This window comes from Streptomyces sp. NBC_00273 (assembly GCF_036178145.1).
In the GTDB taxonomy this organism is placed as follows: domain Bacteria; phylum Actinomycetota; class Actinomycetes; order Streptomycetales; family Streptomycetaceae; genus Streptomyces.
Genome location: NZ_CP108067.1, coordinates 5,807,804 through 5,823,487 on the forward strand (window position 1 = coordinate 5,807,804; position 15,684 = coordinate 5,823,487).

Consider the following 15,684-nt stretch of genomic DNA (forward strand, 5'->3'; position numbering starts at 1 on the left):
CGTAGGAGACCGCTCCACGTGCCCAGTCAACCTCGGGCGGCACAGCCCACGACCGTCCTCCACCTCGTACAACCCGTCGACGGCGGTGTGGCCAGGGTCGTCACCGACCTCGTCCGCGCGCAGACCGCCGAAGGCCTGCGCGCCGTCGTCGGGTGTCCGCCCGGCGGCACGCTCGGCGACGCCGCCCGGGCCGCCGGGGCCGAAGTGCTCACCTGGCGCGCCGGGCGGGCCCCCGGGCCCGGACTGCCCGCCGAGATCATCGGAGCCCGGCAGGTCCTCCACCGGGTACGGCCCCACCTCCTGCACGCCCACAGCGCCAAGGCCGGCCTGGCCGGCCGGCTCGCCGCGCGCGGGAGCCTGCCCACCGTCTTCCAACCCCACGCCTGGTCCTTCGACGCGGTCGGCGGGGCCACCGGCGCGCTCGCGCTGCGCTGGGAGCGGTACGGGGCCCGTTGGGCCGACCGGGTGCTCTGCGTCAGCGACGCCGAACGCCGCGCGGGCGAGACCGAAGGGATCACCGCCCGCTGGTCGGTGATCCGCAACGGCGTGGACCTGGACCACTTCCGTCCCGGCGGACCGGACCCCGACCGCGACAGGGCCCTGGCCCGCGCCGAACTGCCGCTGCCCGCCGGCTTCCCGGGCGACGGGCCGCTCGTCGTGTGCGTGGGCCGCATCTGCCCCCAGAAGGGGCAGGACATCCTGCTGCGGGCCTGGCCGGAGCTGCTCGCCACCGTCCCCGGAGCCCGCCTCGCCCTCGTCGGGGACGGCCCCGACGTCGAACGGCTGCGCCACATCGCCGCGCCGTCCGGCACCAGCGTGCACTTCGCGGGCGCCGCCGCCGACATCCGACCGTGGCTTCGGGCCGCCGATCTCGTTGTACTGCCGTCGCGGTGGGAAGGGATGGCGCTCGCCCCGCTCGAAGCCATGGCCTGTGGCCGCCCGGTCCTGGTCTCCGACGTCAGCGGTGCCAGGGAGAGCCTGCCGCCGGGCCAGGGACGCCTGTGCCTGGTGCCGCCGGAGGACCCGACGGCCCTGGCCGAGGCCCTGGGCCGGCTGCTCGCCGAGCCGCGGCTGCTCGCCGAACTCGGGGAGCAGGCCCGGCAGCACGCCCGGACCGACTTCGACGTGCGGCGGACCACGGACGCGGTCACCGGCCTGTACCACGAACTGCTGGGCAGGCCCCGGCCCTTGAACCAGGAGCGCATCAGCCGATGACGATGGACAGCGCACCCGCCCGGCACACCGGGCAGAGCGGCACGGGGCCCGCCGGCGGAGGCGCCTTCGCGCCCGTGCACCCCGCGGCGGCCCGCCGTTCAGCGACCGGCATCCACCCCCCGCGCGGGCCCAGGACCGACCAGGCCCGCTCCGCCCTACGCCCCCGGAGCGTCCGCCGTCGCGGCCGAGCGCTCCCGCTGCTCACCGTCGACGTGCTGGCCGCCGTACTCACCGCGACGACCCTGCCCGCGGCGGTGCCCGTCCTGTCCGCGGCCCCCGTCCTGCTCGCCGCGCTGCACGCGCAGGCCGGGCTCTACCGACCGCGGCTCGCCCCCTCCGCCCTCCTCGAACTGCCCGTGCTGGCCGGACGCTCCGCCGTCCTGTGGTGCTCGGTCGCCGCCGTCACGGCCGCCGCCGACCCGTCCCGGGCCATGGGCTGGAGCGCACTGCTCACCGCCGTCTGCCTGCAGGTCGTACTCGCGTGTGCGGGCCGCGGCCTCGTCAACGAGCTCCAGCGCCGCTCGGCCGTACGCCGCCCCGTCTCCGCCCTCGTCGTCGGACCCAGCGCCGGGGCGAGCGCGGTGGCCGCCGCCCTGCACGGCCGCCCCGAATTCGGGCTGCGCCCGGTCGGACTCGCCGATCCCGTCGTGGGCTACGCACCCGCCGAGGGCGACGGCGGCGCCCTGCCGCTGCTCGCCACCCACGAGGACATCCGGCGCGCGGTCATCCAGAACTCGGTCGGGCACGCGGTGTTCACCCGCCCCCCGGAGGCCGACGAGCGCACCGCCTCCCTGGTCCGGCTCTTCCACGACCACGGCTGCCGGCTGTGGCTCGCCGACCCGGCCGGCACCGCCAAGGTCACCGGCATGCGGGTGCCGCACCCCACCGACCAGCTCTGGGGGTACGCCGTGCAGCCGCTGCTGCCGCGCCCGGCCCGGCCGCTCGAACGCTGGGCCAAGCGGGGCATCGACACCGTGCTCGCCCTGATCGCACTGCTCGCCGCCGCGCCCGTGATGGGGGCGTGCGCGCTGGCCGTACGCCTCTGGGACGGGCCGGGGGTGATCTTCCGGCAGGAACGGGTCGGCCTGTACGGGCGGCCCTTCACCCTGCTGAAGTTCCGCACCCTGCGCGCCGACGCGCACGAGGCCGCCACCCGTTGGACGGTGGCGGGCGACCGCGGGATGAGCCCGGTCGGGTCCTTCCTGCGCAAGTCCTCGCTGGACGAGCTGCCGCAGTTGTGGAACGTCGTACGCGGTGACATGGCCCTGGTCGGTCCCCGACCCGAACGGCCCTTCTTCGTGGCCAAGTTCTCCACCGTCCACCCGGGCTACGAGGCCCGGCACCGGATGCCCGTCGGCATCACCGGCCTCGCCCAGATCAACGGCCTGCGCGGGGACACCTCCATCGAGGACCGGGCCCGCTTCGACAACCACTACATCGACACCTGGTCGCTGTGGCAGGACCTGTGGATCCTCGCCCGCACCGCGGCCTCCTTCTTCCGCTTCCGGCTGGGGGGCAGCTGATGAGTCTCGCCGTACCGGGCCGGCTGGTCCGGCCGGACGTGCCGGGTCTGCTGCGCCGGCACTGGCCGCTGTTGCCGCTCGCCGCGACCGTGCTGTTCCTGCTCGCCCCGCTCCCGGCGGGGGACGCCACCGCCTCCGGGAAGGTCGGCCCGGCCGACGCCGCCTCGCTGCTGCTGGTCCTCGTCTGCGCGGTGCAGGCGCTGCGCGGCCGGGTGCGGGAGCTTCCGCCGCTGGGTGTGCTCGTGCTCGGGGCGCCCGCCGTGGGCCTGGCGGTCGCCACGATGACCGCGGGGGATCCGTACGCCGCCCTGCCGGGCTTCGTGCGTTACCTGCAGGTCTTCGTCCTGGTCCCGGCGGCCGTGGTGCTCCTGGTGCAGGGCGCCGCGGAGTTCCGGCTGGCCGCCGGGTGCTTCGTGGTCCTGGCGCTGGCGCAGGGCGCGGTGGGGGTCGTGCAGTACGCCACCCACACCGGGGCCTCGTACCAGGGCGAGGACGTCCGGGCCGTCGGCACCTTCGGCCCCGGTGACGTCATGGGCATGGCCACCGTCGTGGCGTACGGGCTGATCGTGGCGACCGCCGCCGGGCTCGCTGCGGGGCTGCCGCGGCGGCTGCGGCGGATCGCGGGCGGTTGCGCGCTGGCGCTGGTGCTCCCGCTGGTGCTGTCCTTCAGCCGGGGCGCGTGGATCGCCACCGCCGGCGCGGCGGTGCTGGTGATGGCGCTGGCCGGGATCCGGCGGGCCCTGAAGGTGGTCGCCGCGCTCGCTGCCGCCGGGGTGGTCCTGGTCGGCGGGTTCGGGGTCGGCTCGGAGATGGTCGCCGAACGGTTGACCTCCATCACCCAGGTGTCCAGCGCCCCCGACCAGTCGGTGACCGACCGCTACACGATGTGGGCCGCCGCCGAGTCGATGTGGCGCGAGCGGCCGGCGGTGGGGGTGGGGCTCAAGGGATTCCCGGCCAACCGGGACGGGCACGCCTCGCTGGGCCTGTCCTCCGGCAGCGACACTGCGGGCGCCGGTCAGGCGTACCTGCGCCAGCCGCTGCTCTCCCCGCACAACATGTACCTGCTGATCCTGAGCGAGCAGGGCCTGATCGGGCTGATCGCACTCGTGGGCGGCTGGGCGGCCCTGCTGGTCGCGGGGCTGCGCCGGCTCGGCTCCGGCGCGGGCGGGGGCGCGAGGGCGCGGGACTGCGGGCTGATCGCGATCGGGCTGTTCGTGTGGCAGCTGACCGACTTCCTCTACGCGGACATCGGCGGGCCGTCCACGGTGCTGACCGGAGTGATCATCGGCCTGGCGGCCTGGTGGGCGCTGCCCTCCCGGGGGTCGGCGGATTCCGAGGCGCCCGGCGGTGCGGGTTCACGGGGTAGGGCCCCCGGGGTTGCGGCCCGCCCGTGACGGACACCACGCCTTGGCGGCCCGCCTCCGGCTCCCCGGCCGGGGCGGGCCACGCCCGTGTCCCGGCGGATCCCGGGTTCGCCCGGCGCTCCCGGAACGTGCCCCTGCCCGTGCGGCCCGCCGCCGCAGGGGCTGATCCGGTCGGCCCTGCCGGTGGGGACGGGTACTCGCGCCGTGCGCCCGGTCCGGCGGACCCCGGATACCCGAGGAACAGGCCGGTAGCTGGGCGGCCCGCCGGGGATCCGGGATTCGTCGCCGCGTCGGCGGCCCCGGGGTTCGTCGCCGGAGGGCTCCCGGGGGGCAATCCGAGTACGCGCAGGGCCGTGTTCGGCTCCGCCGGATACCCGGGCGGGGCCTCGGGCCGACACAGTGTGCGGGTGGCCGCGAGCGGCTTCGGCGAAACCCCCGAGGCCAGGGCGGGCCAGGCCGGCCGCGCGGTCGTGCTTTCCCCCACCCCCGGCGGCAGCCAGACGGCGTCCGCCGGGGGCCGGCTGCGCCAGCCCCGGCCCGCGGGCGGGCCCTCCGCCGCCCCCGGCGGGAGCCAAGCCACGGGCGAGCCCGGCGCCAGCGTCCCCGCCGGGAAGGGTCGGCCGCGCCGGTCCCGCCGTGCGGGCGGGCTCTCCAGTGCTCCGGACGCGAGCCAGGCGCCCGGGTCCGCCACTCCCGGCGCCACCCCGGGCGGGAGCCGAGCCGAGGGTGAGCCCTTCGTTCCGGCTGTCCCCGCCGGGAGGGGTCGGCCGCGCCAGGCCCGCCGGGCGGGCAAGTCGTCCGCCACCCCCGGCGGGAGCCAGGCGTCCGAGTCCGTCACCCCCAGTGGGAGCGGACCCGGCGGGGGCCAGGCGTCCGAGTCCGTCACCCCGAGTGAGAACGGCGGCGGCGGGGGCCAGCCGCTCGGGCGGTTCCTGGCCAAGGCCGCCGCCGTCACCGCCGGACTGACCGCCGCCGGGGCGGTGTTCGGGCTGGTGCGCGACCAGACCATCGCGCACCTCTTCGGGGCCGGGCACGACAGCGACGCCTTCCTGATCGCCTGGACCGTGCCCGAGATGGCCTCGACGCTGCTCATCGAGGACGCCATGGCGCTGCTGATGGTGCCCGCCTTCAGTCACGCCCTGGCCCGGCGGGCCGCCGGCCGGTCCGCGCTCACCCGCAGGGAGGCCCGCGCGCAGGACCCCGTACGGCTCCTGGTGCGGGCGACCCTGCCGCGGCTCGTCGCGCTCCTGGCCGCCGTCGCCTCCGTGCTCGTCGTGGCCGCGCCCGCCGTCGTCGCCGTGCTCGCCCCCGGCCTGCCCGACCCCGCACTGGCCGTCGAGTGCACCCGGCTCACCGCGCTGACCGTACTCTCCTTCGGCATCGCCGGATACTTCAGCGCCGCGCTGCGCGCCCACAGGTCCTTCCTGTCGCCGGCCGCGATCTACGTCTCGTACAACGTCGGCATCATCGGCACGATGGTGGCCCTGCACACCCTGTGGGGCGTCCGGGCCGCCGCCGCGGGCGTCGCGGTCGGCGGGTTCCTGATGGTGCTCGTGCAACTGCCCGCCTTCGTCCGGAACGTGGGCTTCGGCCCGCCCCGCGCGAAGAAGGCCGCCCCGCGCAGCCAGCGCGACCGGGACCGCCCCACCCTCATCGCCTTCGGGGTCATCGCCCCCGTCATCTTCTTCGCCGTCTTCCGGCAGTCGCAGGTGCTCGTCGAGAGGTTCCTGGCCGCCTCGCTCCCGCCCGGGGCGATCTCCCACCTCAACTACGCGCAGAAGGTCGCGCAGATGCCGATGGTGCTCTCGCTGATGATCTGCACGGTCACCTTCCCCGTCGTCGCCCAGGCCATGGCCGGGGGCGAGCGGGAGAAGGCCCGGCGGCGGGTGGAGCAGGACCTCGCGCTGGCCTCGCTGGCCGTCCTGATGGGCACCGCACTCGTCATCGGCTACGCGCCCCAGATCATCCAGGTCCTCTTCGAACGCGGCGCCTTCACCCACGCGGACACCCTCGCCACCGCCTCCGTCATGCGGGTCTACGGACTCGGACTCCTCGGCCACTGCCTCGTCGGCGCACTGTCCCGGCCCTTCTTCTCGACCGCCCGGCCCACTTGGTTCCCGGCGTTCGCGATGGGTGCCGGACTGCTCGTCAACATCGTGGCCGGAGCCTTCGCCGTCCGCTGGTGGGGCACCTACGGCATCGCCGCCGCCAACGCCGCCGGCATCTCCACCACCGCCGTCCTGCTGCTCACCGGCCTCGGCTCCCGGATCATCGCCATCCAGGTCCGCCGGGTCGCCGTCAGCATCAGCCGGCTCGGCGTCGCCGCCGTCGCCGCGGCCGCCACCGGCTGGATCGCCGGCCCGAAGATCCCCGACCCGATGCTCAGCGCCGCCCTCGGCTGCCTGCTGGTCCCGGCCATGTTCGGAGCCACCGGCATGGCCATACGCGCCCTCGAAGTCACCGCCCTGCCCGGTCAGATCTCCCAGCTCACCCAGAGGTTCCGCAATGTCCGCTGACACCGACACGGCCCCCACCGCCGTGGTGGTCCCCACCCGCCGGACCGCTTCGCCGTGGGTCCTGATGTACCACTCGGTCGCCGAGTTCACCGACCCCTCGGAGGACCCGTACGGAATCACCGTCACCCCGCTCGCCCTGGAGGCCCAGCTGCTGTGGCTGCGCTCCCGCGGCCTGCGCGGGGTGTCCGTCGGCGAACTGCTGCGGGCCCGCGCGGCCGGCCGCGGAGCCGGGCTGGTCGGGCTGACCTTCGACGACGGGTACACCGACTTCCTGACCCATGCGCTCCCGCTGCTGAGCCGCTACGACTGCACCTCCACCCTCTTCGTGCTGCCCGGGCGGCTCGGCGTGGACAACGTGTGGGACCCGTTGGGCCCGCGCAAGTCCCTGCTCACCGCCGAGGGCATCCGCGAAGTGGCCGACGCCGGACAGGAGATCGGCTCGCACGGCCTGCTCCACCAGGACCTCCCCGCGACCGCGGACGACGTGCTCCAGCAGGAGCTGCGGGGCAGCCGCGACCTGTTGCGCGAGCTGACCGGCACCCTGCCCGAGGGGTTCTGCTACCCGTACGGGCACCTCGACGCCCGGGTCGTCGACGCCACCCGGGCCGCCGGTTACGGCTACGCCTGCGCCATCGACCCCGGCCGGCTCGCCGGCCCGCACGCACTGCCGCGCACGCACGTCAGCCAGGCCGACGGCGGCGCCCGGCTGCGGATCAAGCAGCTCCGCCACCAGGTGCGCGAGCTGCGGCGCGGGGTGCAGCGATGAAGACGCTCCAGTCGGTCAAGGCGCTGCACATCATCACCGGGCTCGGCGTCGGCGGAGCCGAACAGCAACTGCGGCTGCTGCTGCGCCACATGCCGATGCAGTGCGACGTGCTGACGCTGACCAACCCCGGGCCGGTGGCCGAGGGGCTGCGCGCCGACGGGGTCCGGGTCGTCCACCTGGGCATGCGGGGCAACCGGGACCTGGGGGCGCTGCCCCGACTGGTGCGGTTCATCCGGCGCGGCCGGTACGACCTCGTGCACACGCACCTGTACCGGGCCTGCGTCTACGGGCGCCTCGCGGCCCGGCTCGCGGGCACCGGAGCGACCGTGGCCACCGAACACTCCCTCGGTGACGGCGAGATCGAGGGCAGGCCGCTCTCGGGCGGGGTGCGCACGCTGTACCTGGCCAGTGAACGCCTGGGTGCGGCCACCGTGGCCGTCTCCGACACCGTGGCCGCCCGGCTGGAGGGTTGGGGGGTGCCGGCCGCGCGGGTACACGTCGTACCGAACGGGATCGAGGCCGTCCGCTTCCGCTTCGACGAGGGCGTCCGGCGGGCCACCCGGGCCCGCACCGGGCTGCCCGACCGGGCCTTCGTGGTCGGCGGGGTCGGCCGGCTCGTTCCCGGCAAGCGGTTCGACGTCCTGGTGCGGGCCGTTGCCGCGCTGCCGGGGGCGCACCTGCTGCTGGCCGGGGACGGGCCGGAGCGGGCGGGGCTGCGCCGGCTGGCCGCCGAGCTCGGCGCGCAGAGCCGGATCCACCTGCTGGGGGAGCGGGATCCGCTGGGCGACAGCGCGGACGGCCGCACTCCGGGCATTCCGGCCCTGCTGGCCGCCATGGACGTCTTCGTCTCCCCGTCGCGGGAAGAGGCCTTCGGGCTCGCCGTCGTGGAGGCCCTGGCCGCCGGACTCCCCGTCCTGCACGTGACCTGCCCGGCCATCGACGACCTGCCGGCCGCGCAGGCCCCCGGGGCCCGGCGCATCGGCACCGGCACGGAGGAACTCGTCGCGGCGCTGCGGGGCCACATGGAGGCGGGCGCGCGCCGGCTGCCCCCGCCGCCGGTGGTCCGCCGCTACGACATCGCCCGCAGCGCGCGGCAGCTGCTGGACGTGTACGACCTCGCCCTCTCGGCCGCGCCGGGCGCCGCCGGGACGGCCCGGGGCCGCGCCGCCGCCGACCCGGCGCCCGGCGCAGTCGGCGGCGCAGCCGTCGTCGGGGCCCGGCGCGAGCCGGTCGGGCCCGGACCGGCGGAGCCGACCGGCACCGGCTGATCCCTCCCCTGCCCGAAGGGGTCCTGGCGGGCCCCGAAAGAACTCCCCTCCACCCAGGAAGCGAGCACGTCCATGGCCGACACGCCCGAGAAGAACCCCGAGAAGAAGACCGAGAAGAAGTCCGAGAAGAACCCCGAGAAGCAGACCGGGGGCAGGTCCGAGCGGAAGGCGGACCACCGCTCCGAGCGCAGGCCGCGCCGCCGGAAGCCGTCGGCGGCGCTGTGGTGGCCGCTGCCCGCCTGCGCCCTGCTGGGGCTGGCCGCGGGCGGGGCGTACGGGGTGCTCAAGGCCCCCGAGTACGCCGCCACCAGCTATGTCGTCGCCGTACCCGACGACGCCACCGAGCCGGCCACCGCCCTCGGCTTCGCGCAGGCCTACGCCCGCATCGCGACCAGCACTTCCACCCTCGCCTACGCCCAGCCGCGGGCCGGCGTCAGCGCGGCGAAGCTGCGTGCCCAGGTACGGGCCGAGACCTCCCCCGAGTCCCCGATGATCGCCGTCACGGGTACCTCCAAGAGCCCCGCCCAGGCCGCCGACATCGCGAACGCGGTTGCCGACGCCCTGTCCCTGAGCAGCAATCAGGCCGCCAAGAACACCGGTGTCCAGCTGCTCCTCTTCAACCAGGCGGTCGCCCCGACCGAGCCCGCCTCCCCGTCCGCCGCCATCAGCGGCGCCGTCGGGACGTGCGCCGGCGGTCTGCTGGGCGGGCTGTGGCTGCTGGCCCGGCCGGGCCGCGCGCGGCGTTCCGAGGACAGCGCGACCGGGTCCGCGGCCGAGTCCCCGGGCGGGTCCCGGGTGGAGACGGCCGCCCAGTCCCCGGTCGAGGAGTACGCCTCGCTGCCCGCGCAGGGTGAGCCGGTCTCGGCCAAGGAGAAGGAGTCCGTTCGATGAGTTCGGGCTCCGCCGGGGCCCTGTCGGTGACGCTGTGCCGCGACCCCCGGCAGTTCGCCGCGCTGGAGGAGTCCTGGAACAGGCTCTTCCGCGGCTGCCCCACCGCCACCCCCTTCCAGAGCCACGCCTGGCTCCACTCCTGGTGGCTGTCGTACGGCAAGGACGGCCGGCTCCGGATCGTCCTCGTCCGGCGCGGCGAGGAGCTGGTCGGCGCGGCCGCGTTGATGCTCGTACACCGGCCGATGCCCCTGCTGGTGCCGATCGGCGGACCCATCACCGACTACTTCGACGTGCTCGTGGCCGCGGAGTACGCCGACCAGGTCGTCCCGGCGCTGGCCCGCGGGCTGCACCGGGCCGCCCGCGGCGCCGTCGTGGACCTGCGGGAGGTACGTCCCGGGGCCGCCGCCGAGGAGCTGTACCGGCAGTGGCCCGGGGTCTCCAGCATGCTCGCCGACTCCACGTGCATGGAGCTGCCGACGCTGCCGTTCGACGAACTGGTCAAGCGGATGCCGGCCTCCGGCGCCCAGCGGGTGCGGGCCAAGCTGCGCAAGACCGACGCGGCCGGGATCGAGGAGCACGAGGTCTCCGAGCAGGAAGTGCCGCGTGCCGTACGGACCCTGCTGCGCCTGCACGAGAAGCAGTGGCGCGGTCGCGGAGTGACGCCCGAGCACCTGCGGCCCCGCTTCGCCGAGCACCTGACCCGGGCCACGCGGCGGATGGTGCGGGCCGGGGAGAGCCGGCTGACGGAGTTCCGGCTGGACGGCAAGGTGGTGGCGGCCAACGTCACGCTGCTGTCGTCCGGGCTCAGCGGCGGCTACCTGTACGGGGCCGACCCCGACCTGCGGACGCGGAAGGTGGACGTCGCGACGCTGCTGCTGCGCCACGAGGCGCGGCGGGCGCTCGCCGAGGGCCGGCCCGTGGTGAGCTTCCTGCGCGGCAACGAGCCGTACAAGAACCACTGGCGGCCCGAAACGGTCGTCAACCGGCGTTTCCTGCTGTCCACGGCGGCGCTCGCGCCCCTGCTGCGCGTACACGAGTCGCAGGTCACGGGGCGCGAACGGGCGGTGGACGTACTGCGGGAGGTACTGCCGGCCGCCAGGGACTGGCGGGCGCGGCTCAACGAACTGCGGGTGCGATGACCCGTCTAGAAGGGCCAGAAGCTGGATTCCTTGCCGAAGTCCAGCTTGATGCAGACCGACTGCGTGCCGACCAGCTTGGAGAGCCACTCGCCGAAGTTGAGCGGCACGCACCAGTGCCTGCTGTTGACCGGCGGCGGCGTGGGCTGCGGCAGGGGCTTCGGCGGCGTGGGCTCGGGCTTCGGCGTGAGCGGGCTCGGGGCGACCGGCGAGGGCGCCGGGACCTGGGGCGTCGGGACCGCCGGGGAGGGCCGGGGGGTGGGCTCGGGGTCGGGGTCGGGGTCGGGTACCTCGGGTGTCGGGACGAGCGGGCTGGGAGTGACCGGCAGCGGGGCCTCCGGGCTCGGGGCGACCGGGCTCGGGGCGACCGGGCTCGGGGCGACCGGGCTCGGGGTGACCGGCGCCGGGACGAGCGGGCTCGGGACCACGGGCGTGGGCGTCGGGACCTCGGGCTTCGGGACCTGGGGTGTGGGGACCTGGGGCGTCGGGACCACCGGCGTGGGCGTGGGGACCACCGGCGTCGGGACCTGCGGCGTCGGGACCTGCGGCGTCGGGATCTGAGGGGTCGGGACCTGAGGTGTGGGCACCTGCGGGGTCGGCACGACCGGCGTGGGCACCACGGGGGTCGGGACCACCGGCGTCGGCACCACGGGGGTGGGCACCACCGGGGTCGGGACCACCGGGCCGGGCCGCTCGGGCGTCAGTGCGTCGCGGAAGGCCTTGGAGGACTCCGGGTTCTGCTTGCACTGCCACACGCCGTGCGGGCAGTAGTCGGTGATGGTGTGGTAGAGCGGCTTGTGCTGCGCGATCCACTTCAGCATGCGCCGCACGTACTCCGGATTGTCCCCGCGCCGGAACAGCCCCCACTCCGGGTAGGAGATCGGCTTGCCGTGTGCTTTCGCGAAGTTGACCTGGTGCTGGAGTCCGTACGGCTGGGTGATCTGGTCGTCGAACGTGTGGCCGGGACCTTGGTCGTACGAGTCCATTCCGATGACGTCGACCACGTCGTCGCCGGGGTAGCACTTCGTCCAGCCGATCGCGTCCGTACCCCGGTTCGGGGCGAAGTCGAACGTGAACTCCTGCCCGGGTACGGCGCGCATCGTCTTGACGATGCGCTTCCAGTACGCCTTCCAGTTCTCCGGGTCCGGCGCGCACCGGTGGGTGTAGGTGACGCCGTTCATCTCCCAGCCGAGCACGATCACCGTGTCCGGGACGCCCAGCTCGACCAGCCGCTCGGCGAGCCGCTGGAAGTGCCGGTCGTACTGGCCCTCCGCGCCCGCCCTGATCAGCTGGGCCACCCGGTAGTCGGGCACCCGGTCCTCGTTCCGTTCCTGCATGGGCACGTTGAGGACGAACAGCCGGTCGTCGTCGGCCTGGCGCCACTCGGCCCAGTTCTCCAGGAACGAGACCCTGCCCTCGATGCCGGCCCACTTGTCGCCGGGGAGATAGGTGTGTCCGACCCGGATCTTCTTGCCGCCCAGCCAGCTCGACAGGTACGGGATCCGGGCCACCCCGGGCGGCCCGTAGTCGAGATAGGCGCCCATGGCGATGTCGGAGCCCTCGGGCCGGTCCTTCTCGGGCGTCGCGAGCGTGGCACCGGTGGCCAGCAGTCCGGCCGTGACCGTACCAATGCAGGTGCTCGCCAGTCGGCGGCGTGGTCTGGGCATGGCGTCTCCCGAGCTTTCCTGAATCGGTGTGCTGTCCAAAGACGTTAGGCATCAGATCTGACGAATGGCCTGTCCGGTGACTGCCGCGTAGGCCATTAGCAGGTGCGCACCACTCCCGCTTGGTCCGACTAGGTGAAAGACGCCGTTCCATGCCCGCGTATCTCAACCATGTGCCCGCCGTTGTGCTCAGACTCGATCGGAATCCGTTCCACCACGGAACCCTCGGCGCCGTCAGATCCCTTGGCCGCAAGGGCGTGGAGGTCCATGCCGTCGTCGAGTCCGGGGGAGGTCCCATGGGGCGTTCGCGCTATCTGCGCGCCGTGCATCCCGGGCCGGTGGGCGGGCTGGACCCCGAGGCGCCCGAGGCGCTGCTGGAGTGCCTGACCGGGGTGTCGGAGCGGATCGGCCGCCCGGCCGTGCTCATCGCCATGGACGACCTGAGCGCGATCGCCGTGTCGCGCGTCGCGCCGATGCTCCGCGAGCGCTTCCGGATTCCCCATCAGCCCGACAACCTGCCCGCCCGGGTGGCCGACAAGGCCGAGCTGTCGCGGCTCTGCGCCCGGTGGGACGTCCCGCACCCGGAGACCGTGATCCCGGCGAGCGGGGCCGAGGCGGCCGAGGCGGCCTGGCGGCTCGGCCTGCCCGTGATCGCCAAGTGGAGCCGGCCCTGGTTGCTGCCGACCGGGGCCGACGGGCTGCGCAGCACCACGCTCTTGCGCACCACCGCCGAGGCGCGCGGGCTCTACGAGCGCTCCGCCGAGGCCGGGAGCAGGCTGCTGCTCCAACGGTTCCTGCCGGCCGGTCCCGACACGGACTGGTTCTTCCACGGCGCCTTCGCGCGGGGCGGGCGTCCGCTGCTCGCGGGCTCGGGCCGCAAGGAGTTGTCCTGGCCGGTGCGGACGGGGCTGACGGCCGTGGGGCGCTGGCTGCCGGATCCGGCGGTGGAGGAAGCGGGGCTGCGGCTCGCCGAACGGCTGGGCTACCAGGGGATCCTGGACCTGGACTTCCGCCGCGACGAGGAGGGCTGCTTCCGCCTCGTGGACTTCAACCCCCGGCCGGGCGCGCAGTTCCGGCTCTTCGCGGACTCGGCCGGGCTGGACGTCGTACGGGCGATGTACCTGGACCTGACGGGTCAGCAGGTCCCGCAGCCTTCGGGCGGACCGGGGCGGGTGTTCGTCGCGGAGAACTACGCGCTGCTGGCGAGGGCCCGGGGCGGGTCGATGCCGCGCCGCCCGGCGGCGGTGGCCGTGGACCCGGCCGGGGCGGCGGGGGCGTCCGCGTCCTCGGGCCCGGGCGCTGACCAGGAGTCGGCCCCGCGGCGGGCCCCGAAGCGGCCCGTCGAGCGGGGGAGCGTCGAGACGGCCTGGTTCGCCGCGGACGATCTGCTGCCGTTCGTGGCGATGCTCGGCGCCCTGTTGGGGCGGGGGGCGGGCAAGGGGGTACGGGCGCTGCGCGGGGTTCCGGAGCAGGGCCGCCGCACGGCGCTCGCGGTCGTCCGCGCGCCCCGGCAGCGCGGCCGGAACCAGGAATCCGCCGGATCCGGCGGTTCCGCCGGCTCCACCGGATCCGCCGCGCCGGCCTCCCGGCCCGTCCCGCCGGAGGCCCCGGCCGAGCCGGACGAGCTGGTGTCCCGTTGACCGCGACCGTCGCGGCGGGCCGGGTCGGGCCGGTGACCATCGAGTTGGAGGAGCGGCGTTGACGCGGATCGACGATCTCGTGGTGATCGGTGCGGGCCCGTACGGGCTGTCGATCGCCGCCCACGCGGCGGCAGCCGGGCTGGACGTGCGGCTGCTGGGGCGGCCCATGGCCTCGTGGCGCGACCACATGCCCGACGGCATGTACCTGAAGTCGGAGCCCTGGTCGTCCAACCTGTCCGCGCCGGGCGGGCGGTACACCCTGGCCGACTACTGCGCCACCCTCGGCACGAGCGCGGAACACGGCACTCCGCTGCCGATCGGCACGTTCAGTGCGTACGGGATGTGGTTCGCCCGGCAGGCCGCGCCCGAGGTGGAGGAGGTGACCGTACTGGAGGTGACCCCGCAGGGCGACGGCTTCCGGGTGCGCACCGCCGAGGGACCGCCCCTGCTCGCCCGTGCGGTGGCCCTCGCGGTCGGGGTGATGCCCTTCGTCCGTCACCCCGAGGCGCTGGCGGACCTCCCGCCCGCGCACTACTCGCACAGCAGCGGCCACCGGGACCTGAGCCGGTTCGCGGGCCGCGAGGTCGCCGTGCTCGGGGCCGGGCAGGCTGCCCTGGAGACCGCGGCGCTGCTGGCCGAGCAGGGTGCCCTGCCCTGCCTGGTCGCCCGGCGCTCCCGGCTGAACTGGAACACCGTCCCGCAGCCCCTGGACCGGCCCCCGCTGCGGGCCCTGCGCGATCCCCACAGCGGCCTCGGCACCGGCTGGCGCAGCTGGGTGTGGTCCGAGCTGCCCTGGGCGGTGCGCCGGCTGCCCGCGCCCACCCGGGAGCGGATCGCGGCGACGGCGCTGGGTCCGGCCGGTGCCTGGTGGTTGCGGGACCGCTTCGAGCGGCGCGTTCCCGTCCTGCTCGGGCACCAGCTGCACCGGGCGGTGGCGGTGGGCGAGCGGACCCGGCTCGGGCTGACCACGCGGGCGGGGGAATCCGTGGTGCTGGACACCTCGCACGTCATCGCAGCCACCGGCTTCGTGCCGGAGCTGGCCCGCCTCGAGCTGCTCGACGCGGGGCTGCGGGCGGCGCTGGAGACCGTGGGGGAGAGCGGGGCGCCGGAGCTGAGTCCCGGGTTCGAGTCCTCCTGGCCCGGACTGTTCTTCGCGGGGCTGCTGACGGCTCCCTCATTCGGCCCTTCCATGCGATTCGTACACGGCGCGGGGTTCACGGCGGGGAGACTAGTGAGAGGAGTCCGCAAGCGCCTCGGTGCCCGGGGTCCGCGGCCGGGTTCCCCCGGTGTCGTCCGGCCGGGCCGGGCGGCTGTCCCCGGGCCGTTTCCGGGGGTACCCCCAGGGCATCCGAAGACACATCTGCGGTGAGATCCGCGGAGAGAGGGGTCCGTGATGAGCTCGGAGCGAGCGCAGGGCCGCGGCTGGGTGCGCATTCCCGCCAGCCGCGGGGAACAACCCGCCGGTCGGGCCAGGGCCGCCGGGTACGACCGCGCCCCGTACGCCGGGCCGTATGCGGGCCCGTACGCGGGACCGTATGCCGGGTCGTACGCGACGGCCTCCCACGCCGACCAGCCCACGATCTACCTCTCCCTGGTCAAGCGCTGGAGGGAGGCCGGGCGCACCCTTCCGGGGCATCCTGACGAGGAGTGGGAGCGGCTGATCTCCCAGCCGTACTGGCCCGGCCGTTAGGTGGTGTGGAA

The 15,684-nt window shown here is 75.2% G+C and carries 12 protein-coding genes; 11 read left to right on the forward strand and 1 reads right to left on the reverse strand.

Annotated features, from left to right (window positions below; genetic code table 11):
* The first annotated feature begins 18 nt into the window (after window positions 1–18).
* From OG386_RS25700 to OG386_RS25735, 8 genes are all read left to right on the forward strand, one after another.
* Complete coding sequence (locus OG386_RS25700) at window positions 19–1,215, forward strand: glycosyltransferase (RefSeq protein WP_328790078.1); 1,197 nt, start codon at window positions 19–21, stop codon at window positions 1,213–1,215.
* The gene (locus OG386_RS25705; protein ID WP_328790079.1) at window positions 1,212–2,738 is read left to right on the forward strand and encodes an exopolysaccharide biosynthesis polyprenyl glycosylphosphotransferase; all 1,527 of its coding nucleotides are present in this window, start codon (window positions 1,212–1,214) and stop codon (window positions 2,736–2,738) included. Before OG386_RS25700 ends, OG386_RS25705 begins: the two co-directional genes overlap by 4 nt.
* Window positions 2,738–4,132, forward strand: a complete 1,395-nt coding sequence (locus OG386_RS25710) for an O-antigen ligase family protein (protein WP_328790080.1) — start codon at window positions 2,738–2,740, stop codon at window positions 4,130–4,132. Before OG386_RS25705 ends, OG386_RS25710 begins: the two co-directional genes overlap by 1 nt.
* Window positions 4,133–4,509: 377 nt before the next feature.
* Window positions 4,510–6,618 (forward strand): murein biosynthesis integral membrane protein MurJ, encoded by a 2,109-nt coding sequence (locus tag OG386_RS25715; protein WP_328790081.1) that lies wholly within the window; start codon window positions 4,510–4,512, stop codon window positions 6,616–6,618.
* Entirely contained in the window at window positions 6,608–7,384 is a 777-nt protein-coding gene (locus OG386_RS25720; protein ID WP_328790082.1) for a polysaccharide deacetylase family protein, read from the forward strand. Before OG386_RS25715 ends, OG386_RS25720 begins: the two co-directional genes overlap by 11 nt.
* Window positions 7,381–8,652 (forward strand): glycosyltransferase, encoded by a 1,272-nt coding sequence (locus tag OG386_RS25725; RefSeq protein WP_328790083.1) that lies wholly within the window; start codon window positions 7,381–7,383, stop codon window positions 8,650–8,652. The genes OG386_RS25720 and OG386_RS25725 overlap by 4 nt, the downstream gene beginning before the upstream one ends.
* Window positions 8,653–8,724: 72 nt before the next feature.
* The gene (locus OG386_RS25730; protein WP_328790084.1) at window positions 8,725–9,543 is read left to right on the forward strand and encodes a lipopolysaccharide biosynthesis protein; all 819 of its coding nucleotides are present in this window, start codon (window positions 8,725–8,727) and stop codon (window positions 9,541–9,543) included.
* A complete protein-coding gene (locus tag OG386_RS25735) occupies window positions 9,540–10,682 on the forward strand; it encodes a GNAT family N-acetyltransferase (RefSeq protein ID WP_328790085.1) in 1,143 nt (380 codons plus the stop codon). Before OG386_RS25730 ends, OG386_RS25735 begins: the two co-directional genes overlap by 4 nt.
* Window positions 10,683–10,687: 5 nt before the next feature.
* Here OG386_RS25735 and OG386_RS25740 read toward each other — a convergent pair whose 3' ends face one another.
* On the reverse strand, window positions 10,688–12,346 hold the full coding sequence (locus OG386_RS25740) for a glycoside hydrolase family 26 protein (protein WP_328790086.1): 1,659 nt from the start codon (window positions 12,344–12,346) through the stop codon (window positions 10,688–10,690).
* A gap of 293 nt (window positions 12,347–12,639) precedes the next feature.
* Here OG386_RS25740 and OG386_RS25745 point away from each other — a divergent pair, with 293 nt between their 5' ends.
* From OG386_RS25745 to OG386_RS25755, 3 genes are all read left to right on the forward strand, one after another.
* A complete protein-coding gene (locus OG386_RS25745; RefSeq protein ID WP_443053197.1) occupies window positions 12,640–13,983 on the forward strand; it encodes a carboxylate--amine ligase in 1,344 nt (447 codons plus the stop codon).
* A gap of 67 nt (window positions 13,984–14,050) precedes the next feature.
* Window positions 14,051–15,352, forward strand: coding sequence for an NAD(P)-binding domain-containing protein (locus OG386_RS25750; protein WP_328793353.1), 1,302 nt, complete (start codon window positions 14,051–14,053; stop codon window positions 15,350–15,352).
* A gap of 24 nt (window positions 15,353–15,376) precedes the next feature.
* Window positions 15,377–15,673 (forward strand): hypothetical protein, encoded by a 297-nt coding sequence (locus OG386_RS25755; protein WP_328790088.1) that lies wholly within the window; start codon window positions 15,377–15,379, stop codon window positions 15,671–15,673.
* Window positions 15,674–15,684 lie beyond the last annotated feature (11 nt).

Coding starts and splice junctions, on each gene's coding strand:
- OG386_RS25735 (WP_328790085.1), top strand. CDS start 9,540: ATGAGTTCGGGCTCCGCCGGGGCCCTGTCGGTGACGCTGTGCCGCGAC.
- OG386_RS25745 (WP_443053197.1), top strand. CDS start 12,640: ATGGGGCGTTCGCGCTATCTGCGCGCCGTGCATCCCGGGCCGGTGGGC.
- OG386_RS25755 (WP_328790088.1), top strand. CDS start 15,377: ATGAGCTCGGAGCGAGCGCAGGGCCGCGGCTGGGTGCGCATTCCCGCC.
- OG386_RS25725 (WP_328790083.1), top strand. CDS start 7,381: ATGAAGACGCTCCAGTCGGTCAAGGCGCTGCACATCATCACCGGGCTC.
- OG386_RS25730 (WP_328790084.1), top strand. CDS start 8,725: ATGGCCGACACGCCCGAGAAGAACCCCGAGAAGAAGACCGAGAAGAAG.
- OG386_RS25720 (WP_328790082.1), top strand. CDS start 6,608: ATGTCCGCTGACACCGACACGGCCCCCACCGCCGTGGTGGTCCCCACC.
- OG386_RS25740 (WP_328790086.1), bottom strand. CDS start 12,346: ATGCCCAGACCACGCCGCCGACTGGCGAGCACCTGCATTGGTACGGTC.
- OG386_RS25705 (WP_328790079.1), top strand. CDS start 1,212: ATGACGATGGACAGCGCACCCGCCCGGCACACCGGGCAGAGCGGCACG.
- OG386_RS25710 (WP_328790080.1), top strand. CDS start 2,738: ATGAGTCTCGCCGTACCGGGCCGGCTGGTCCGGCCGGACGTGCCGGGT.